Here is a 21,388-nt window from a genome sequence, read left to right as displayed (position 1 = left end):
GCCAACCGGAGGGCGATGCCCCCGGATGAATGCCGGAGCGAAGGAACGCCGAGCCCTAGCGAGGGGCCGGACGCCGGGGCGAGCGCTTTTGGTTACTTTTAAGGCGTTTGTTAAAAGTGACTCGCCGTAAGGGCGAAACCATAGGTGGCCGTTACCGAAGAAACGGATATGTACCCGGTCAACCACAAACCTGGTCGGCCCAAAGGCCGCCAAGTCCAAGACCATACCCTCACTTACGCGCCAATTTATACCGAACACAATCATCATAAAAACTCGCCCGAACCGCCGCCGGCTTAATCCTGGTCGGGCTGTCATAAGTCTGTTCGGTAATCCCCAAAGCCATCATCCGCATCCAGGTCTTGGCAAACTTGTACGCCTGGATTTTCTGCCGCGCCGCATAAAGAGAAACCCCGGACAACTTCAACTCCTGCGCCCTGGCCGCCGTCCCCGCCCCCCAACTGCACACATAACGATCATTGTCCTTCAATTCCCTGGCCTGGGCCGACACGGCAAGACCCGCAACGCCAACCGAGACCAGCACAATCCTTATAATGCGCATTTGCTCTGCACCCTAACCACCTGAAAATAAAGCGATTCTGGCGACAAGCGAGCAACCCGGGGGCCAGCATAATGCCTTCCTCGAAAAACACTGCCCCATGTCAATAAGCGAAAACTGATTTCTTGCGACATTTCAATACTTTGCTATAGCTATGACTCACTTCGGCAACTCAAAAGAGGCAATGGAATGTCGGTCGCAAAAAAAATGAGTGTGGGGCAACTGACCATGTTGACCGCCGTGAACATGTTGGGCTCGGGCATCGTGCTGCTACCGTCAAAACTGGCGGAAGTCGGGGGCATTTCCATTCTGTCCTGGCTCGTGACCGCCACCGGCTCCCTCGCACTGGCCTATGCCTTTGCCCGTTGCGGGATGCTGAGCCGCAAAACCGGTGGCATGGGCGGTTACGCGGAATACACCTTCGGCAAGGCCGGTAACTACCTGACCAACTACACCTATGGCTTGTCGCTGTTGATTGCCAACGTCGCGATCAGCATCACGGCGGTCGGCTACATTCAGGAGCTGTTCCATATCGAGCTGGATTCGCTGCGGGTCGGGCTGGCAACCATCGCGCTGTTGTGGATCACCACCTTCGCCAACTTCGGTGGCGCGCGGATTACCGGGCGGATCGGGGCCGTCACGGTCTGGGGAGTGATTGCACCGGTGGTGCTGGTGTCCACCGTCGGCTGGTTCTGGTTCGACAGCAGTATTTACGCCGCGGGCTGGAACCCCCACGACAAGGGCTGGTTCGAGGCGGCCAACGCATCGGTGGCCATCACCCTCTGGGCGTTCCTGGGCCTGGAATCGGCGTGCGCCAACACCGAGGCGGTAGAAAACCCTGAAAAGAACGTACCGATTGCGGTCCTCGGCGGCACCCTCGGTGCGGCGGTGATCTACATCGTGTCCACCAACGTCATCGCCGGTATCGTCGACAACCCGGAACTGGCCGCCTCCACCGCCCCGTTCGGCCTGGTGTTCGCCAAGATGTTCACCCCGCTGGTCGGTGACATCGTGATGGGCATGATGGTACTGGCCTGCATCGGTTCGCTGCTGGGTTGGCAGTTCACCATCGCCCAGGTGTACAAAAGCTCGGCGGACACCGGTTACTTCCTGTCGATCTTCGCCAGGGTCAACAAGGCCGGTACACCGATTATCGGCATGCTGGTGTTGCTGGCCGCGCAGACCGCGCTGGGCCTGCTGACCATCAGCCCGGACCTGAGCAAGCAGTTCGACACCCTGGTCAACCTCGCGGTGGTCACCAACCTGGTGCCGTACATCCTGTCCATGGCCGCCCTGATGACCCTGCAAAAAGTGTCCAACGTGCCCGCCGGCCAAGCGTTGGTTACCAACATCGTGGCCTGGGTCGCGGCAGCCTACAGCTACCTGGCGCTCTACAGCTCCGGCGAACAGGCGCTGATGCTGGGCGGCGTGGCGACTATCTTCGGCTACACGATATTCGGCTTCGTCAACAACCGCCTGATCCGCCTCGAAGCCATCAATAACAGCGTGCCGACGCAAACCGTCGCCGCGCAGCACATGACGGGCGAAGCAGTGCCGCTCCACCGCTTGAAAAAAACCATAAGGGAGATTCAACCATGACGGAACATGCACACACCCTCGGCATGCTCGCTCTGCTGGTCAGCAACCCGACGGACATTCGCACGGGCTTCGGGCGGGCGCTGGATCAGTTGGTCAATGATGTGGAGGAGCGCGCCATCCGGGTACTGACCTCCGACAGCTTGAGTGACGCCACGTCGATCCTGCGTTCGGACCCGGCCATTCAATGCGTGCTGCTCAGTTGGGAAATGGACAATAGCGAGGGCCATGAACAGTGCCTCAAACTGCTGACCAGCCTGCGCGAACGCAATACCCGCGTACCGGTGTTTTTGATCAGCGACCGCAGTACCGCGTCCAGTATTCCGCTGCAGGTCATGCAACACGCCGATGACTTCATGTCGCTGCCCGAAGACACCAGCCGTTTCCTCAGCGGACGTATCCTGGCGGCCATCGAGCGCTATCGCCAGGCCGCGTTGCCACCGATGTTCGGCGCGCTGGTGAAGTTTTCCAACACCTATGAATACTCCTGGCACACTCCCGGTCATGCCGGCGGCACGGCGTTCCTGAAGAGCACCGCCGGGCGCGCATTCTACGAATTTTTCGGGGAAAACCTGCTGCGTTCCGACCTGTCGATTTCCGTCGGCGAACTCGGCTCGCTGCTCGATCACAGCGGTCCCATCGGCCAGGGCGAGCGTTACGCCGCCAAGGTCTTCGGCGCCCACCGCACCTACTACGTGACCAACGGCTCATCGACCTCCAATCGCGTCATCCTGATGGCCAGCGTCACGCGCAATCAGATTGCCCTGTGCGACCGCAATTGCCACAAGTCCGCCGAACACGCGATGACGCTTTCCGGGGCCATCCCGACCTACCTGGTGCCGACGCGCAACCGCTACGGCATCATCGGCCCGATCCTGCCGCAAACCCTGAGCGCTGCAAGCGTGAAAGCGGCCATTGCCGAAAACCCGCTGGTCAAGGGCGGCATCGATCCGACACCGGTCCACGCGATCATCACCAACTCCACCTACGACGGCCTGACCTACAACGTCACCCGTGTCGAAAAACTGCTGGGCCAGAGCGTCGACCGCCTGCATTTCGACGAAGCCTGGTACGGTTACGCGCGGTTCAACCCGTTGTACCGCGACCGCCATGCCATGCACGGCAGCCCGGACGATCACGACGCCTCCCGACCGACCGTGTTTGCCACCCAATCGACCCACAAGTTGCTGGCAGCCCTGTCCCAGGCGTCGATGATTCACGTACGCAACGGCCGCAACCCGATCGATCACGCGCGCTTCAACGAGTCGTTCATGATGCATGCCTCGACCTCGCCGAACTACGCCATCATGGCCTCCTGCGACGTCAGTTCGGCGATGATGGAAGCGCCTAGCGGACAGATCCTCACCAGCGAATCCATCGAGGAAGCCATCGCCTTCCGCCAGGTCATCTCGCGCATGCACAACGAGATGGCCGGCAAGGACGACTGGTTCTTCACCTGCTGGCAACCGCCCACCGTACGGGTTGGCGACACCGGCGTGGCGTTCCATGAAGTGGACCCGGCGTGGCTCAAAACCGAGCCCGATTGCTGGGTCCTTCACCCGAACGAGGTGTGGCACGGATTCGGCGACATCGAAGAAGGCTATTGCATGCTGGACCCGATCAAGGTCTCGGTGCTCAGCCCCGGCATGGGCGACGACGGCAACCTGCGAGATTCGGGCATCCCGGCGTGCGTGCTCTCGGCGTACCTGGGGCGCCAGGGCATCGTCGTCGAGAAAACCACCGACTTCACCCTGCTGTTCCTGTTCTCCATCGGCATCACCAAGGGCAAATGGGGCACGCTGGTCAACGCCCTGCTCGACTTCAAGCGCGACTATGACAACAACCTCGAACTGGAACTGAGCCTGCCGGACCTGCTGGCCGCCAACCAGAGCCGTTACGCCGGCATGGGCCTCAAGGACCTGGCCGACGAAATCTTCGCCGCCATGAAAACCCACAAGACCACTTCGACCATGGCCCAGGCGTTCGGGCTGCTGCCGCAGGCCGTATTCAGCCCGGTGGAGGCCTACGAGAAACTGGTGCGCAACGACATCGAACGGGTCACCCTGGAAGAAGCCGCCGGGCGCATCGCCGCCACCGGCATCGTGCCGTATCCACCAGGCATCCCGTTGCTGATGCCGGGTGAGAACGCAGGCCCCGCCGACGGTCCGTTGCTGGCCTATCTGAAGGCGCTGGAAGCGTTCGACAAATCCTTCCCGGGCTTCACCCATGACACCCATGGGATCGAAAGCGAAGCCGGGGTTTATCGGATGCTGGTCTTGAAATAGCAGGCTCCACAGTAACCCCTGTGGGAGCGAGCCTGCTCGCGAAAACGGAGTGTCAGACACCGATGATGTCGCCTGACACGACGCCTTCGCGAGCAGGCTCGCTCCCACAAAGGGATCTCCTGCCGGATTGAATCGCCTTCAGTCCAAACCCTATGGGCAAATTCGATCACAGCGCTCTATGATTGATCCCCATGACCACCTCTGCGCCGATCCGCCAACCCTGCCCGCCCGGTGCCTGCGATTGCGGGCGCGACCCGTTGCTGGAAACACCGGGAGCGGACGTGCGCATCCTGTTTCTGACCCGCACGGAAGAAAAGCGCCTGATCGAGCGCCTGGAAAACCTTTCGAGCCTCCAGGACCTGGAACATCTGCAACGGCGGATGTTCGAGCAACTGGGCATCCGGGTCGACATTGTTCCCAGTTTCAATGAAGTGAGAACCATGCGCGGGATCGGCATCTACGTCGGCGAACTGCCGGGACTGTGCCGCAAAACCCGAGCTTCAATTCCGGCCGCGATCCGCCGGGCCATGGAAAAGCGCCCGGAAATCGCCTACGACGTGCTCAACGCCAACGACCTGTTGCGGGATGCATGATGAACCCTGTTCTCGAATTCCCCGTCACCGACGAGATACTCACCTCCTTCGCACTGGCGATCGGCCCGGACCTGCAGGGCTATCGCAATCACATCTATCGGGTGCTGAATTTCTATTGCGCGCTGCGCGGCAATGACGGCCTGCCCGGTGAGGCGCTGCAGATCGCGGCGGCGTTCCACGACCTGGGTATCTGGACCGACAACACCCTCGACTACCTGCCACCCTCGGTGCGCCTGGTCACGGATTATCTCGACAGCCGGCAACGTGGTGAACTCAAGGACGAAGTCAGTGCATTGATCCTGGAACACCACAAGGTGCGCTCCTATCACTCGGCATACGCACTCACCGTCGAGCCTTTCCGGCGAGCCGACCTGATCGATGTGTCCCTCGGACTGGTGCGCTTCGGCCTGCCCCGGGCCTTCATCAAAACCGTGCAGTCGATGTTTCCCGATCACGGTTTTCACGGGATGCTGATCAAGCTTTCCGCCCGCCAGTTCATCCGCTCCCCGCTGCACCCGCTGCCCATGTTTCGCTGGTGAAACAGACAGCTTTTCGACTGTTGAAATCGTGCTGAAACAGGATCAGCGGTCGTACGCGCGGCGCGACTCGCTGCTATGCCTTCACATGGGAGATCTCGCCGTACACCAGCCAGGACGGAACTGGAAACCGCGTGCGAACCTGGCCTCGGCGCCAGCCAGGCAAGCCAGGGAAATCGGGTGCCTATGCGCAACAGGAGGTGGCCGATGTTATTCATCGTCAATTGGACACTGAGTTCAGAAAATCGCAACCGCGCAATCGAGCGTTTCCTCAAGACCGGTGGCGCGCCCCCCGCCGGCGTCAAATTGATCGGACGCTGGTATGCCGTCGGTGGCGCGGCAGGGTTTGGCGTGGCCGAGGCCAGTGATCCGGCGTTGATTCAAAAGTGGGTGCTGGACTGGAGCGACCTGATGAAAATGGAGGTTCAGGTGGCGTTGACCGACGAACAGATGGCGCCGCTGCTGGCAGGCGTTACCGGCAAATAATCGCCATTGAGGCGGCGGGTGCTGCTCGCCGTCTCGTCAACGTGTTCAAAACAGACCGTATTGACGAGGCTATGAATGAAAAGCTTTCTCATTTATATTCGCTATCGTTCTGCCTTGCCTCAGGTCTGTCATGCCTTTCGATCCTGTCAAACCCTCGCTGATCAGCACCCTGGTGCGTCACTACGACGAACTGGTCGACCATGTTCGCCGGCGCTTCGGTGATCGGGGGTTTGCCCGGGAGGTGGTGCATGACGTGTGCGTGCAGTTGCTGGAGAAACGCGAAAAGGACAATGTCCACACGCCCCTGGCGCTGCTGCGCAAGATTTCCCACGATCAGGCCGTGAGTCGGTATCGCAGTGAACGGCGGCGCCGGGCCTGGGTCGTCGCGATGCCCGAGCTGCCCGAAGCGACTTGCCCCGCACCGCTGCCCGCGCAGCAGTACGAGGCGTCACGGGAGTTCGAGCGTCTGGTGCAAGCCATCGCCGAGCTGCCGGAGCGCTGCCGGATGGTATTCGTCATGCATAAGATCCATGAGGTGCCCCAGGCCGAAGTGGCTGTGCGCATGGGCATTTCCCTGAAGACCGTGGAAAAACACCTGCGCCTGGGCCTGGCCGCCTGCCGGGCCCACCTCGAACGCGTGGTCTGTGATGAACCGGAGCGTGCCCAGTGAGCCAATCGCCTGCCCCAACGCCATTGTCCCGGGAAGAAGAAGCCCTGGCGCGTCACCGCGAAGAACTGCGCAATCGCTTTCCAATGCCCTCCCCGACCCCGCGCAAACCACGCAAGGCACTCAGCGCGGCGGCGTTGCTGGTGCTGCTCGGAGCGGGATTGGCCTGGTTCGATCCGGCGTATCAGACCGAGCAGTACCGTACAGTGATCGGCGAACGCCGGGTGGTGAAACTGGTCGATGGCAGCCGCATGACCCTCGACAGCGACAGCCGGGCCACGGTCGCCTGGCACCTGCGCTCACGACGGGTGCAACTGCAAACCGGACAAGCGCTGTTCGATGTGTCCAAAACCCTGGTACGCCCCTTCCGGGTCGATGCCGGCGCCGCACAGGTCAAGGTGCTGGGCACCCTGTTCAGTGTCAGCCACCTCAATGACGCCGTGCGCGTCACGCTGGTGCGGGGCGCCGTCAGCGTCAACGACGCCACCGAAGCCGGGCACAGCGTGCAACTGGTGCCGGGCCAGCAGGTCGAGGTGCGACAAAAACTGCTGCAATCACCCGTCACCGTCGACACCGACGCCGCCATTGCCTGGAAGGACAGCCGCCTGATCTTCGAGCGCACGCCACTGGCCGAAGCCCTGGCGCAGATCCAGCGCTACCGCAAACCGGCGATTGTCCTCGACGACCCGAGCCTGGCGAACCTGCCGATCAGCGGCGTGTTCGATAACCGCAACGTCGAAGACCTGCTGAACTTGTTGCCCAGCATCCTGCCATTGAGTCTGAGCACCGAGTTCGACGGAACCTTGCATGTGCGGCGTAAGGCGGCGAAAAAATAACGCCCGATAGAGGCTTAGGGCTTTCGCTTAAAAGGGGTGGGATTGGGTAACTAAAAGGCTCTTGCCCCACCACTCGGTGCCAGGATCAAAAGCCAAAGCGAGGCGGCCTGACGGACGACCTGAGTCGGCGCAAGTGCTCATTTCCCTGTGGGAGCGAGCCTGCTCGCGAAGGTCGTCAACGATAACGCGTGCTGTCTGGATGATCGCATTGCCTGGTCTTTTTTCGCGAGCAGGCTCGCTCCCACAGGGGATTGGGGCGCATCAGCAAAAGTCGGGGCGGCTTCAAGGCCGTCTCGCTTTGGCTTTTGCAGTGCACACCCCTTCGAGAGGCCGAGTGGAGATTCATTTTTTCACGACAGAGGTAGGGTTTCCCCGCGCTCGTGACGGCTAGTCAGTACAGCCCTCACTTTCCAAGGAACACCGTCCATGAAGCACCGCCGGCCTTTGCCACTGTCCGCCCTCGCCGCCAGCCTGCTGCTCGCCCTCGGGGCACCGGCCCACGCGCAGGAAAAGGTCGAGCTCGACCTGCCGGGCACCAGTCTGGACAAGGCGCTCAATGCCCTGGCGCGGCAATCGTCGGTGCAGATCATTTTCGCCAGCGACATCACGGCCGGCAAAACCACCCAGCCCCTCAAGGGCAGCTACACGCCCCAACAGGCCCTGTCGCAACTGCTCGATCACAGTGGCCTGAAGACTCAGGTTCGCGACGAACACACCTTCGTCATCGTTCCGGCGCAAACCCCGGAACCGGCAGCCGCCAAACCGGCCGAAGTCGAGTACATCGCGCCGATGGTCATTCGTGGCGACGTATTGGGCGGCGCGACCGACCCTGAAATCCTCAGCTACGCCGGCAGCCGTTCGATGGTCAAGGAAGCCGACCTGCATAAAGCCAGCGTGCGTGGCGTCGACGATGCGCTGCAACGGGTACCGAGCGTAAAGATCTTCGACGAAACCGGCACCGGCGCCCTGCCGCAGATTTCCGTGCGCGGTTTGTATGAAAGTCGCAGCGGCCGGATACAAGCCTTGTCCGATGGCATTCCCCTGGCCCTGGCGCCCTATGGCCAGACAGGCTTATCGCTGTTCCCGGTGACCCTGGCCACAGTCGATCGCATCGATGTCGTGCGCGGCGGTGCCGCCGTGCAGTACGGTCCGAACAACGTCGGCGGGGTGATCAACTTCATCAGCAAGCCAATCCCCAGGCAATGGGAAACCACCTTGCAGGAGCGCACCACCTTCAACGCCGGTGGCCACCAGCTGTGGGACACCTACCTGGGTACGGGCGGTTACCTGACCGACAACTTCGGCCTGCAACTGGACCTCAATACGATCAATGGCGACACTGCCCGCGAGCACTCCGACAGCGATATCCAGAACTATCGCCTGCGCGGCCAATGGAACATCGACGATGACCGCGACCTGAGCTTCGGCGTGCAGCGTTACAAGGCCGACATGGACCTGGCCGGCGCCCTCAGCGTCAAGGATTACAAGGACGACCCGCGCCAGTCGACCCGTCCGCTGGACCGCTTCGAAGGCGACACCGACCGGGTCTGGGGCACCTACACCCAGCAACTCGGCGCCATGGGGCCGTTCGATTCCGTGGAATTCAGCTGGACCAACTTCGCCCACAACAGCTACCGCAATTTCGTCGTCGGCCTGCCCTTCACCCCGGACGGCGCGGCCGTGACCAAGCAGGACGGCCCGCGCGACTTCAAGGTCTGGGGCAGCGAACCGCGCCTGAGCATGAGCATCGACGGCGACCGGCTCAGCCAGACCTGGCTGCTGGGCGCGCGTTATGTGCGCGAAGACATCGACTACAAGGTCAACCGGCAAAGCCTGGTCACGGGCAGGACCACGCCGTTCCGCGACTGGACCTTCGACGACGAGGCCAAGGCGTTTTACCTAAGCAACGCCATCGGCCTGCTCGATAACCGCCTGACCATCACCCCCGGCGTGCGTTATGAAAACGCGACCATGAATTACGACGACGGCATCACCGGTTTCGAACACGAGAACAAATCCGAGGAATGGCTGCCGGGCCTGACCGTCGGCTTCCAGGCCAGCGATGACTGGTTCGTGTATGCCAACGCACAGAAATCCCTGCGCCCGCCGCAGGTCACGCAGATCGTCAAGGAAGGCGATGTCGGCGCCGAACTGGCCTGGAACTATGAAACCGGCGTGCGCTACACACCGTGGCAAGGCTTGCGCGTGGACTTCGGCGTATACCGCATCGATTTCAGTGACCAGATCGTCTACAACGCCACCATCGACCGCTTCGTCAACCTCGGCAGCACCCGTCATCAGGGGATCGAAACCGAAGTGTTCTGGACGCCGTCGGCCCTCCCCGACCTCGACCTGCACGCCAGCTACGCCTACCTCGATGCCAAGCAGCGCAACGGCGATTTCAAGGACAACGAAGTACCCTTTGCCTCGCGCAACCAGTTCAACGTCGATGGCCGTTATCACTTCGCCGAGCACTGGACCTACAGCCTCGACGGCCTGTTCGTCAGCAGCGCCTACACCGACGCCGCCAATTCCGGGGATGAAGATGCCGCCGCGTCCGTGGGCAAACTCCCCGCGTACTGGGTCTGGAACACCGCCATCGAACGGGAATTCAAGTTGCAGGACCACAGTGTGCTGACCGCTTCGGCCGGGGTCAGCAACCTGTTCAACCGCGAGTATTACTTCCGCGGCATCGACACCAGCCCCTGGGGTCGCCAACCGGCTCCGGAGCGTTCGCTGACGTTGGGCCTGAATTATCGGTTTTGATCAATAGGCTGACAAAAACCGATTACAGGAGCGAGCCTTGTGGCGAGGGGATTTATCCCCGTCGGACTGCGCAGCAGTCCCGTTTTCGGGGGCCGCTTCGCAGCCCGACGGGGATAAATCCCCTCGCCACAAAAACCTGCTCCCACAAACAACACTACGCAAGGAAGCATGGTGCTCACTGGCTTTTTGACGATTAGAACCTACGCTCTTTTCGCGGGGACATCACATTTGCAGCGTTGTCGGAAGACGACAATGGAGTACTGACGTCATGCAGCCAAAGGTATCTGCTCTGCCCGTCATCACACTGCTGGCTCTGTGCAGCCAGCAAGCTCACGCCGGCGGCATCATGCTCTACGAAGTCGGTACCGACAACGCCGGCCTGGCCAACGCCGGTGCCGCCGCCCGGGCTCAGGGCCCGTCCACTATTGCCAACAATCCGGCGGGCATGAGTTACCTGCCGGGCACTCAGATCACCGCGGGTTTGCAAGTGCTTTACGGTGATATCTCGTTCGATCGCGACGACGACACCAACGTGCCGGGCAGCAACAGTGGCAACGCACTCGATCCGATGCCTGGCGGCAGTTTTTTCATCAGCCATGAACTCGATGACCACTGGAGCGTCGGCTTTGGCCAGTACGGCGACTTCGGCCTGGCCGTCAATTACGATAACGAATGGTCCGGGCGCTATTTCGCGCAAAACTCCAGCCTGCTCGGCTTGTCGATGGTGCCGAGCGTTGCCTATCGCTTCAACGAGCAATGGTCGGTGGGCGTCGGCGTCAAGGCCATGTACGGCATGCTGCAAGCCCAGACCGCCATCGACCGCTCGCCTTTCGGTTTCACCGACCGCAGCGACGGCCAGTTCAAATACAAGGACAACGATTGGGGATTTGGCGCCAACGTGGGGGTGATCTACGCCCCGCAACCCGGCACCCGCATTGGCCTGACGTATACCAGCAAGGTCGACCTGGAGTTTGACGACGGCCTGGACGTCAAGGGCGACGGCCCCTTGTTGCAGCGCCTGGATGGCACCCAGACCGAACTCGACATCACCGTACCGCAAACCGTCACCCTGAGCCTGTTCCAGCAGCTGGACCGGCAGTGGGCCTTGCTCGCCTCGGTCAACTGGCAGGACTGGTCGGAGTTCGGCGACATCGGCGTGCAGGTCGACACCGAGGCAAACGATGCCCGTTCGACCAACATCGATGCCGGCTTCAAGGACACCTGGCACCTGTCGCTCGGCGCGCAATACCAGGCCACCGAGCAACTGCTGTGGAATGTCGGCGTGGCGTACGACAGCAGTGCCGTTTCCGACAGCAAGCGTTCGGTGATTGTGCCCATGGCCGAATCCTGGCGCATTGCGACGGGAGCCACCTATGCTCTGAACAAGGACACCGACGTCAACGTCAGTTGGGCCATGATCTGGATGGGCGACATGCCGGTGGACCAGACCAAATCCCCGTCGGGCAATCGAATTTCCGGCCAATTCGACAGTGCCTGGATTCAAACCCTGGCCGGCAACATGACCTGGCGTTTCTGATTGTCTGCAAACGAACAACGACTTTTATCCAAGGAGCACACCGTACTATGAACCTGACCCGAAAATTGCTCGTCGGCGTTGCACTGACCGGGCTCCTGCTCGGTGGTTGTACCTCGAAAGTCATCGAGAAGGACCAGTACTCCGGCTACCTGTCCAACTACAACAACCTGCAGGAGGTCACGACCCCCAGCGGCGGAACGGCGATGCGTTGGGTGAGCCCGTCGTGGAACCCCAATGCCTATGACACGGTGGCCTTCAATAAACTGGAACTCTATCCGGCGCCCAAACCCAACGAACAGGTCAACAAGCAAACACTGGCCGACATTCAGAACTACATGACCAACAAGGCCAAAGCCACGCTGGGGCAGAAGTATCGGGTGGTTTCCAGCCCGAGCGCGGCACCGGCCGGTGCGAAAACCCTGATCATGCGTGCCGCCATCACCGGGGTCAGCGCCTCGAACGAAGGCATGCAGTGGTATGAAGTGGTGCCGATCGCCGCCGTCGTCGGGGCGACTTCAGCCGCTACCGGTCACCGGGACCAGGATACCGAGCTGTTTCTTGAGGCCGAGTTCATCGACGCGAAAAACAACCAGACTGTGGCCAGGGTGGTGCGCAAGGTGTTTGGCAAGCAACTGGCGAACTCCAGCCAGAAAGTCACTGCTGCGGACTTCAAGGCGGCGATCGACAAGCTGGGGACTGACTTCCAAGCGTTCATCAAATAACCGGATCGCTTTTCTGTAGGAGCGAGCTTGCTCGCGAAAAACCCGAGGGCGCCGATGGGCATCTGGTTTTACGCGTCAACGTTCACGCCCCTTGCGAGCAAGCTCGCTCCTACACGGATTGCGAATGCCGAAGCTGGTTATTTTTTCATGCCCACCCGTCGCCGCATCTCGGCGGTGATCGTCTGCCGGGTTTTCTTCATCTCAGCCCAAGGCCCGTCACCCACTTCGGCCAGCCGTTCGTGCACGTTGTGCAGGTTCCACTGGTTGCCTCCCTTGAGTTCCCCCACCTCTTCACGAAAGATCGGCACCGACACCGGCAGCCCTTCACGGGTGCGCACGGCGTAGGCGCAGATGGTGGTGGCGCCCAGCCCGTTGCGCAGGTAATCGATGAAGATCCTTCCCACCCGGTTCTTCGGCCCGGACACGGCAGAGAATCGCTCCGGCAACGTCTTCGCCATGTGGCTGACAATCCCGTGGCTGAAATCCTTGACTTCATCCCAGCCCAGTTTGCGGGTCAGCGGCACCACCAGGTGAATACCCTTGCCGCCGCTGGTCTTGAGAAACGCCTTGAGCCCCAGCTCATCGAGCACCGACAGGGTCAACCGGGTCGCCTCGATCATGCGCGTCCAAGGCAGTTCCGGGTCCGGGTCGAGGTCGAGGACGAAGCGATCGGGCTTGTCGAGCTTGTCCGAGGTCGCGTTCCAGGTGTGCAGTTCCACGGTGCTCATCTGCACCGCACCGACCAGGGCTTCGGCATTGTTGATCACCATCATCGGCTGGCCCGTGAGCGCCGGGTCCAGGGTGGTGATGCCGGGTATGGCCAGGCGCTCGGCGTTCTTCTGGAAAAACAATTCGCCCGCAATGCCATCCGGCGCCCGCACCAGCGCCACCGGGCGATCCTTGAGCTGCGGCAAGATCCACTCGGCAACGCTGGCGTAATACTCCGCCAATTGCATTTTGGTGGTGCCGCTGCTGGCGTCGATGACCCGGTCCGGGTGAGTAATGCGTACCTTGCCCGCAGCCAGGCCGAGTTGCGAAGGCGCAAGGTCGGCTGTGTTTGGCGCGGCGGATGACTTGGCGGCGTTTTTTTTCGCCGAAGCCGTTTTTTTTGCAGGGGCGGATTTCGCAGAAGTAGCTTTCACGGCCGTTGGACGCTCCTCGGTAATGTCTTGGGCAGGTTTGTCGTCACGCAGGCCATGGAACACCGCGTGCCGCACAGAACCCTCCTTGGTCATTTCAGCAAAGGCCACTTCTGCCAGCAGACGCGGTTTCAGCCAATGCACGCCCTTGAACTCCGCACCCGTGGGTGGATTGACCACTGCCGGTTTTTTCGTCTGCAAGGGCTTGAGTTGTGCATGGATGCGGCCGAGGGTGGCCTCGGTGAATCCGGTGCCGACCTTGCCCGCATAGCGCAACTCGCCGCTGTCGCGATCATGCAGGCCCAGCAGCAAGGCACCGAAGGCACTGCGCGAGCCTTTGGGATCGGTAAATCCGACAATGACAAATTCCTGCCGATGCTTGCACTTGAGTTTGATCCAGTCACTGCTGCGCCGTGACACATAAGCCGAGCCCATGCGCTTGCCGATCAGCCCTTCCATGCGCATCTGGCAGGCGCTGTTGAGCAAGGCCTCCGGGTCTTCGCCGAAACTGTCGGAAAAACGCAGCAAGGGGTCTGCGCCGGTTTTGAGCACGGTCGCCAGCGCTGCCCGGCGCTCCTCGACCGGCACTTCGCGCAGGTCCACGCCGTTGAGGTACGGCAAGTCGAACAGGTAGTAAAGGATGTTGCCGCTGCGACCGGCATCGAAGGCATTTTGCAGTGCCTGGAAGTCCGGCACGCCCTGCTCGTCCGCCACCACCATTTCACCGTCGAGCCAGGCCGACTCCAGGCCCAGGCCCGCCAAGGCCTTGGCTTGCCCGGGCAATTTATGGGTCCAGTCGTGGCCGTTGCGGGTAAAAAGCCTGACGTCGTCACGGTCGATACGCGCCATGATCCGGTAACCGTCGAACTTGACCTCGTAGCTCCACTGGCCGTCCGGGGCCTTGTCCACCAGCGTCGCCAGTTCCGGCTGGATCTGGTCCGGCAATCTGGCTTTGCGCGCACCGGTGAGCGGTGCAGGCTTTTCCTTGCGCGCCGGGGTGGCCGGTTTCTTGACCGCCTTGGGTTTGACGGCGGCCGGCTCCGAAGTCGCCGAAAAATCGCGCATACGGTTGTAGTCGTCGAGGTCCTTGTTCATCGCTCACCTGCCGGTAGCTGCAGGACGCGGAATCAGCGCGTCTGTCCCTCAGCAGAGCGAACCGTGCGCGGAAAAATTCCATTCGCATTGAAATGGCCCGGACGGACGGCCCCGTGGCGCAGCGCCGGACGGATGTGCACGGGCATACAATCAGCGGGTGCCGCTTCATCCTCCGGAGAGCAACCATGCGCACGACTCATATCATCGAAGTTCCGCCGGAACCGTTCAGCGTCGTTGGCGAGGCGATCACGGTCCTGGCCGGCGGGGACCTGAGCAAACCCTTTGAAATGCATATCCAGGAAGGCGTGCAAGGCGGCGGCCCGCCCCCGCACTTTCATCCGTGGGACGAAGCGTTTCTGGTGGTGGACGGTGAGGTCGAAGTGACGGTCGAGGGCCAGTCCACCACGGTCTCGGCCGGGGGCTATGTGCATATACCGGCCGGGTCGATTCATGCCTACAAGAACATCAGCCGCACCGCGAAGATGATCGGCGTGGTGTCCGATCCGCGGGGCGGGCAGTTTTTTGCGGCGATGGACCGGTTCAAGGTGCCTGAGGACCTACCCCGGATACTGGAAGTCGCCGAGCGTTTTGATGTGACCTTTCTGGTGCCGAAACCAGGCGATTGACCGCGTTATCGTTCTTCGCGAGCAGGCTCGCCCCCACAATGGATCTCTGGTGTTAACAAACCCCTGTGGGAGCGAGCCTGCTCGCGAAAGCGGACTGACAGCCGACCTGATTTTCAGGCAGCCCCACCCCTGGCCTGCTGCTCCAGATGCACCTGCAAATCCGGATCGATGTTCAGCGCCGCCGCCAATTCATCCAGATAGCTGCGCTCGGCATCCTGCTGATCGTCCACCAGCATGACACTCGCCAAGTACATCTCGGCGGCCATGCCCGGTTCGGTGGCCGATTGCGCCACGTCGACCGGATCCAGGGGTTTGGCGACTTCTTCATCGAGCCATTGCTGCAGTTGCGGGTCGTCGGTGTGGCGGGCGATTTCGGCGTTGATCATCTGCTTTTCAGCGTCATCAAACCGGCCATCGGCCTTGGCCGCCGCAATAAGGGCGCGCAGGATCGCATGGCTGTGTTCTTCGACTTCCGGACCGGCCAGCATGTCCACGGTGCGCATGGCCTGTTGCGGTGCCTGCTGCTGGGAAGCCTGGCTGCGCTGCCAGGACTGATACGCCTGGAACGCCATCATCCCCAGCGAAGCGAGCGCCGCATAATTGGTCCCGCCACCGGAGCGCGATTGCGGGGATCCGCCCATCGGCGAGCCACCGCCCAGCAGGCCACCCAGCAATCCGCCGAGCCCGCCCATTCCACCAGCACCAGCGCCGGCACCGCCACCGCCGCCGCCACCCAGCAGGCCACCGAGCAATCCGCCCAGATCGCCGAGCCCACCTTGAGCCATCCCCCCGCCGCCCTGTTGCGACATGGAGCCCTGGCCGCCCCGCAGTAATTGTTCGAGCAGATCGCTGGTGTTCATGACGACGTCCTCATCGAAGGGAGTGATCCGTCAGGCAACGATAGTCCTCGCCGGCAATTGCGCCAGCACCGTTTGGCCGACCCGCGACGTCATACCTGAAGACCCGCGAGCTAGGCCGATGTGCGCTCGCGTTTCATCTGGGTCACGAGAGTAAACCGGTCCTCCGGATGGATGGTTTCCGACACCACCATCAGCGCGCCGTCCTCGTCCCGGTATTGGCGGATGATGTTCAAACCCGGTGAGCCGGGTTCCGCATTGAGGCTCTTGGCGATCTCGGGGGTCAGCAGCACGGCGCGCACTTGTTGATCCACCACATCAATGGTCCGGGCGAAATGCTGCTCGATCAGTGCCGCAATCAACTGATCCGGGTGTTGCTCGGCCAGCTCAATCACCTCGGCGTACACGTCCTGGGCATAGACGTCGGTCCAGCACAGCGGTGCGCGGGCGTTTTGTTGATCGACCCGAATGCTCGACACACAAAAATAATGCTCGCCCGGCTCCAGCCCCAGGCGCCTGGCCTGGGCGATGTCGGCGACGAAGTGGTGCACATGCTGGATGCTGCGCATCTGGGTTTCGGCCAGGTGAACCAGGTCGGACACCGAAGCCAGTGACTGCGAGTACCCCCCCTGGGGGGACGACGCTTCGACCCGCGTACCGACCCTTTTGCGCCGGGACACCAGTCCCTGGTTCTGCAATTGGGTGATGGCCGCGCGCACCGTATGTCGGCTCACGTCATACAGCTCGCACAGCTCGAATTCCGTTGGCAGCAGCGTCCCGACCGGGTAACGCCCGCTGGAAATCGCCTCCATCAAGTCTTTTGCAACGACCGCATAGCGCGTCTGGTTCATACCTTTCATCAGTCCCGAACGTTCACCGAGTTGACAGTGTATCAGCGAGCACGTAAGAATTATGTACGGACATATTAAATATGTCCGATCAATAACAAACATATCAGGATCAACTCATGTCCAGCACTGTCTTCGACTCCGCCCTCTTTCGCGACATGTTCGGCACCGCCGAGATGCGCGGCGTGTTTTCCGACAAAGCCCTGATCGAACGCTACATCGAAGTGGAAGTGGCGCTGGCCCGCGCCGAAGCCCGTTGCGGCGTGATTCCTGCCGATGCCGCCGAGCAGATCGCCGAACGGGCCACTTACGCGTCCCTCGATCTGGCACTGATGCAGCACGAAACTGAAATCGTCGGGTACCCGATCCTGCCGCTGGTGGAACAGCTGTCGAAAACCTGCGGCGAGGCCGGGCGCTACGTGCACTGGGGCGCCACCACCCAGGACATCATGGACACCGCTGTAGTCCTGCAAGTGCGTGCAGCGCTGGCGATTGTCGAGCGTGACATCCAGGCCGTTCGCGGCCTGCTCGCCGAGTTGGCCAAGCGTTATCGGGACACGCCGATGGCCGGGCGTACCCACCTGCAGCACGCCCTGCCGATCACCTTCGGCTACAAATGTGCGGTGTGGTTGAGCATGTTCGATCGTCATGCCGAACGCCTGGTGGAGCTGCGCCCACGGGTGGAAATCGGCCAGTTCGCCGGTGCGGCAGGTACGTTGGCCTCGTTGGGCGACAAAGGCCTGGAAGTGCAGGAAGCGCTGATGGCCGAACTGGGCCTGGGCGTGCCGCAAGCCACCTGGCACGTCGCCCGCGACGGTCTGGCCGAAACCCTGAACTTCCTGGGGCTGGTCACGGGATCGCTGGGCAAGATTGCCCTGGACGTCATGATGATGATGACCAGTGAACTGGGCGAAGTGTACGAACCCTTCGTCAAGGGCCGCGGTGCCAGCAGCACCATGCCGCAGAAGCGCAACCCGATTTCCTGCGAACTGATGTACGCCGCCGCCAAAGGTGTGCGCCAGCAAGCCGGCCTGATGCTCGATGCGATGATCCAGGATTTCGAGCGCTCTACCGGTCCGTGGCAGGCCGAATGGATCGCGATCCCCGAAGCCTTCGCCTTGAGCGCTGCCTCACTTGGCCAGGCGAAGTTCATGCTGGCCGGCCTGGAAGTGCGCACCGAGCGCATGCGCAAGAATCTGGACATGACCCAGGGCCTGATCGTCGCCGAAGCGGTGATGATGGGACTGGCCCCGGCACTGGGCCGGCAGGTCGCCCATGACGTGGTGTATGCCGCGTGCCGCCTGGCCAACGACGAAGGCACCAGTCTGCTCGACGCCCTGCTCGCTCAAGGTGAAGCCACCGCGCAACTGGATATCGAGGAACTCAAGCGCCTCACTGACCCGTCCAACTATCTGGGCCTTGCGCCGCAGATGGTCGATATCGCCCTGGCACGCGAGGGTCGCGTCAAACGCTGATCGTTGCGGGGCTCGCCGCGAGCGAGCCCCTCTGCCTACCGCTCGCCAATAACAACAACGAGATCGCAGACATGACCACGCTCAACAAAAAACCGTTCTACAAGGACCTGACCTTCCAGGTCATTGCCGCCATGGTCCTGGGTATTGCCTTCGGCTTTCTGGCGCCGGAACTGGCCGCCAAGTTCAAGATTCTTGGCGATATCTTCCTCAAACTGATCAAGACCGCCGTCGCGCCGCTGGTGTTCTTCACCGTGGTCCATGGCATCGCCTCGGCAGGCGATATCAAACGGGTCGGCAAGGTCGGTTTGCGCGCGCTGATCTATTTCGAAATCGTCTCCACCATTGCCCTGGCCATCGGTCTGCTGTGGGGCAACCTGCTGAACATCGGCTCCGGCATGCACGACGCCCATCCGAGCAGCGCCACTGCCGCAGCCGCCAGTGCGGCGGTCGCCAAGGGCCATGCGCCGGCGTCGACCATGGACTTCATCTACGGGATCTTCCCGGACAACTTCGTCGGTGCATTTGCCGGTGGTCAACTGCTGCAAGTGCTGGTGATCTCCGTACTGTTCGGCTTTGCCCTGCTGGCGCTCAAACCCGAGCGACGCAGTGTCATCGAGGATGGCTTGAGCCGGGTCTCCGAATGCTTCTTCGAGTTCATCAACCTGATCATGAAGTTCGCGCCACTCGGCGCCTTTGGTTCCGTCGCCTACGCCGTGGGCAGCAATGGCAGCGCGGTGCTGATGTCGCTGGCCAACCTGGTGTTGATGTTCTACGTCTGTGTCGCATTCTTCATCTTCGTGGTGCTGGGCGTGGTCTGCCGGATTTCAGGGTTCAGCCTGTGGCGCTTCCTGAAGTACATCAAGGATGAGATTTTCATCGTGCTGGGCACCGCCTCCTCGGAAAGCGCCCTGCCGCGCCTGCTGCAAAAACTGGAGAAGTTCGGTTGTTCCAAGCAGAGCGTCGGCCTGGTCTTGCCCACGGGCTATGCCTTCAACCTCGATGGCACCTCCATCTATATGTCGCTGTGCGTGCTGTTCATCGCCAACGCCTACGGCGTACCGATGAGTTGGGAGCAACAACTGGGCACCATAGCCATCATGCTGGTGACGTCCAAAGGCGCAGCAGCCGTGTCGGGAGGTAGCTTCGTGGTGTTTGCCGCCACCGTGACCGCCATCGGCGTGTTGCCGGTCGAGGGTCTGGCCTTGTTGTTCGGGGTGTATCGCTTCATGTCGATGGCCATCGCCACCTGCAACACCATCGGCAACAGCGTGGCGACGGTGGTGGTGTCCAAGTGGTCGGGTGAATTCACAGAGCAGACCGCGAAGGCCGAATACCATCGGGTGTTCGGACGTAATCCTCAGGCGGCGCTGTGACCCACCAGGCGGATCGATTCAGATAAGCACACTGACCCCGGATTTATCCGGGGTCTTTTTTTAGCGGCCCAGCTAAGATTCATAGGTGGTGAACCTTATTCCCGGAAACCCGGTCGATACCTGCAACCCGACCCGGTTTGCCGCCGCCTTCGACGTTGAAGGCGATGACTGGCTTGCTTCACTTTCTGGAGAACGCCCCCGTGATAACGACTCTACACATCGCCAGACTCAAAGCTTGGGGCGCCCACGGTTTTACCGCCACCGGCGTGGTCACCGCTTTCCTGGCGACCCTCGCCCTGCTCGATAACCAACCCACCACTTGCCTGCTATGGCTGGGCGTAGCCCTGATCGTCGACGGGCTGGACGGCGCGCTGGCGCGCAAGGTCAATGTGCAGTCGGTGCTGCCGAGTTTCGACGGTTCGATCCTCGATCTGGTCATCGACTACCTGACATATGTGTTCATTCCGGCACTGTTCATCTATCGCTACATCCCGCTACCCGACTACACGCTGCTGCTGACCGTGTCGCTGGTCCTGGTGTCGTCGCTGTTCTGCTTCTGCAACGTCAACATGAAGAGCAAGGACAATTACTTCCAGGGTTTCCCTGCCGCATGGAACGTGGTTGCCCTGTGCCTGTACATCATCGCGCCGTCGCCGTGGATCACCTTCCTGACGGTGATCGGCCTGTCGCTGCTGACGCTGACCCGGATGAAATTCCTGCACCCGTTCCGCGTGCGCCGCTTCATGCCGATCAACATTGCGGTGACGGCCATCTGGTTGCTGTGCAGCCTGTCGCTGGTGGTCAATCATCCGGTGATCAATCCGCTGGTGATGGGGCTGTGGCTGCTGATGTCGGCGTACTTCCTGGGGATCTGCTTCTGGCGCACCGCGCTGGAGTGGTTCGACGAATCACGACTCAAGTAACGCCATGCCCATCCATATCGTACGCCTGGGCTCGCCGCGCCAATCCGATGAAGGCCTGCGCCTGGGCACCGTGCGCCGCCCGCCCCGGGGTGTCCCCAAGGCCGAATTCGCCACGCGGGACTTCTACGATGTCTGGCAGCCGCAGCTGTCGCCCAGCGCCGAGCTGGTGGCCGAGGCACTGTCCGCGGAAGACGCCAAGGCCTGGGCGGTGTTCGTGCGCAAGTTCAAGGCCGAAATGAAGCAGCCGGCCGCCAGCCAGCTGCTGGATCTGCTGGCCGCCCTCTCCCACCACACCTCCCTGGCCGTGGGTTGTTACTGTGAGGATGAAGCGCATTGCCACCGGTCGGTGTTGCGCGAGTTGCTGGAGGCCAGAGGAGCAAAGGTTGTATAGCTCCAGAATCACCACTGCCCTGTGGGAGCGAGCCTGCTCGCGAAAGCGGTGTCTCAGTCACATCATCTCTGACTGATACAC

19 protein-coding genes are annotated in these 21,388 nt (G+C 61.5%); 15 read left to right on the top strand and 4 right to left on the bottom strand.

What is annotated here, in order from left to right:
* Positions 1 to 229 precede the first annotated feature (229 nt).
* Positions 230 to 559 (bottom strand): hypothetical protein, encoded by a 330-nt coding sequence (locus tag HNQ83_RS29275; protein ID WP_175392318.1) that lies wholly within the window; start codon positions 557 to 559, stop codon positions 230 to 232.
* A gap of 186 nt (positions 560 to 745) precedes the next feature.
* Between HNQ83_RS29275 and potE the strand changes: the two genes are divergently transcribed.
* The 10 genes from potE (at position 746) to HNQ83_RS29225 (ending at position 12,580) form a co-directional block, all read left to right on the top strand.
* Positions 746 to 2,155, top strand: a complete 1,410-nt coding sequence (potE, locus tag HNQ83_RS29270; protein WP_175392317.1) for a putrescine-ornithine antiporter — start codon at positions 746 to 748, stop codon at positions 2,153 to 2,155.
* On the top strand, positions 2,152 to 4,437 hold the full coding sequence (locus HNQ83_RS29265) for an Orn/Lys/Arg decarboxylase N-terminal domain-containing protein (RefSeq protein ID WP_175392316.1): 2,286 nt from the start codon (positions 2,152 to 2,154) through the stop codon (positions 4,435 to 4,437). Before potE ends, HNQ83_RS29265 begins: the two co-directional genes overlap by 4 nt.
* Before the next feature lie 191 nt (positions 4,438 to 4,628).
* Positions 4,629 to 5,030, top strand: a complete 402-nt coding sequence (locus HNQ83_RS29260; protein ID WP_175392315.1) for a hypothetical protein — start codon at positions 4,629 to 4,631, stop codon at positions 5,028 to 5,030.
* The gene (locus tag HNQ83_RS29255; protein WP_256669326.1) at positions 5,027 to 5,569 is read left to right on the top strand and encodes a phosphohydrolase; all 543 of its coding nucleotides are present in this window, start codon (positions 5,027 to 5,029) and stop codon (positions 5,567 to 5,569) included. Before HNQ83_RS29260 ends, HNQ83_RS29255 begins: the two co-directional genes overlap by 4 nt.
* 204 nt (positions 5,570 to 5,773) lie before the next feature.
* Positions 5,774 to 6,052: a DUF3303 domain-containing protein gene (locus HNQ83_RS29250; protein WP_175392314.1), complete on the top strand. Its 279-nt coding sequence runs from the start codon at positions 5,774 to 5,776 to the stop codon at positions 6,050 to 6,052.
* Between the two features lie 130 nt (positions 6,053 to 6,182).
* Positions 6,183 to 6,722, top strand: coding sequence for an RNA polymerase sigma factor (locus HNQ83_RS29245; RefSeq protein ID WP_175392313.1), 540 nt, complete (start codon positions 6,183 to 6,185; stop codon positions 6,720 to 6,722).
* Complete coding sequence (locus HNQ83_RS29240; RefSeq protein WP_372241939.1) at positions 6,719 to 7,555, top strand: FecR family protein; 837 nt, start codon at positions 6,719 to 6,721, stop codon at positions 7,553 to 7,555. The genes HNQ83_RS29245 and HNQ83_RS29240 overlap by 4 nt, the downstream gene beginning before the upstream one ends.
* A 426-nt stretch (positions 7,556 to 7,981) precedes the next feature.
* Positions 7,982 to 10,321 (top strand): TonB-dependent receptor, encoded by a 2,340-nt coding sequence (locus tag HNQ83_RS29235; protein ID WP_256669325.1) that lies wholly within the window; start codon positions 7,982 to 7,984, stop codon positions 10,319 to 10,321.
* Between the two features lie 268 nt (positions 10,322 to 10,589).
* Complete coding sequence (locus tag HNQ83_RS29230) at positions 10,590 to 11,858, top strand: OmpP1/FadL family transporter (RefSeq protein ID WP_175392312.1); 1,269 nt, start codon at positions 10,590 to 10,592, stop codon at positions 11,856 to 11,858.
* Positions 11,859 to 11,905: 47 nt separating this feature from the next.
* Positions 11,906 to 12,580, top strand: coding sequence for a DUF3313 domain-containing protein (locus tag HNQ83_RS29225; RefSeq protein WP_175392311.1), 675 nt, complete (start codon positions 11,906 to 11,908; stop codon positions 12,578 to 12,580).
* A 137-nt stretch (positions 12,581 to 12,717) separates the two neighbouring features.
* On the opposite strand, the gene ligD is transcribed toward HNQ83_RS29225, so the two are convergent.
* The gene (ligD, locus tag HNQ83_RS29220; RefSeq protein WP_175392310.1) at positions 12,718 to 14,814 is read right to left on the bottom strand and encodes a DNA ligase D; all 2,097 of its coding nucleotides are present in this window, start codon (positions 14,812 to 14,814) and stop codon (positions 12,718 to 12,720) included.
* A gap of 185 nt (positions 14,815 to 14,999) precedes the next feature.
* Here ligD and HNQ83_RS29215 point away from each other — a divergent pair, with 185 nt between their 5' ends.
* Positions 15,000 to 15,440 (top strand): cupin domain-containing protein, encoded by a 441-nt coding sequence (locus tag HNQ83_RS29215; RefSeq protein ID WP_175392309.1) that lies wholly within the window; start codon positions 15,000 to 15,002, stop codon positions 15,438 to 15,440.
* Between the two features lie 113 nt (positions 15,441 to 15,553).
* On the opposite strand, the gene HNQ83_RS29210 is transcribed toward HNQ83_RS29215, so the two are convergent.
* Both HNQ83_RS29210 and HNQ83_RS29205 read right to left on the bottom strand, forming a co-directional pair.
* A complete protein-coding gene (locus HNQ83_RS29210) occupies positions 15,554 to 16,300 on the bottom strand; it encodes a tellurite resistance TerB family protein (protein ID WP_175392308.1) in 747 nt (248 codons plus the stop codon).
* Between the two features lie 110 nt (positions 16,301 to 16,410).
* Positions 16,411 to 17,148: a GntR family transcriptional regulator gene (locus tag HNQ83_RS29205; RefSeq protein ID WP_175392307.1), complete on the bottom strand. Its 738-nt coding sequence runs from the start codon at positions 17,146 to 17,148 to the stop codon at positions 16,411 to 16,413.
* Between the two features lie 116 nt (positions 17,149 to 17,264).
* Between HNQ83_RS29205 and HNQ83_RS29200 the strand changes: the two genes are divergently transcribed.
* The 4 genes from HNQ83_RS29200 to HNQ83_RS29185 all read left to right on the top strand — a co-directional run bounded on the left by HNQ83_RS29200 (position 17,265) and on the right by HNQ83_RS29185 (position 21,307).
* Entirely contained in the window at positions 17,265 to 18,620 is a 1,356-nt protein-coding gene (locus HNQ83_RS29200) for an adenylosuccinate lyase family protein (RefSeq protein WP_175392306.1), read from the top strand.
* 71 nt (positions 18,621 to 18,691) lie between these two features.
* On the top strand, positions 18,692 to 19,993 hold the full coding sequence (gene dctA / locus HNQ83_RS29195; RefSeq protein ID WP_175392305.1) for a C4-dicarboxylate transporter DctA: 1,302 nt from the start codon (positions 18,692 to 18,694) through the stop codon (positions 19,991 to 19,993).
* Between the two features lie 200 nt (positions 19,994 to 20,193).
* Positions 20,194 to 20,916, top strand: coding sequence for a phosphatidylcholine synthase (gene pcsA, locus HNQ83_RS29190; RefSeq protein WP_175392304.1), 723 nt, complete (start codon positions 20,194 to 20,196; stop codon positions 20,914 to 20,916).
* Positions 20,917 to 20,920: 4 nt separating this feature from the next.
* A complete protein-coding gene (locus HNQ83_RS29185; protein ID WP_175392303.1) occupies positions 20,921 to 21,307 on the top strand; it encodes a DUF488 domain-containing protein in 387 nt (128 codons plus the stop codon).
* The last annotated feature ends 81 nt before the right edge of the window (positions 21,308 to 21,388 follow it).

It is taken from the genome of Pseudomonas sp. C2B4 (genome assembly GCF_013359695.1).
GTDB lineage: Bacteria > Pseudomonadota > Gammaproteobacteria > Pseudomonadales > Pseudomonadaceae > Aquipseudomonas.
Note: the sequence above shows the minus strand (reverse complement) of the source record. Positions and strands in the feature narration are given on the sequence as shown.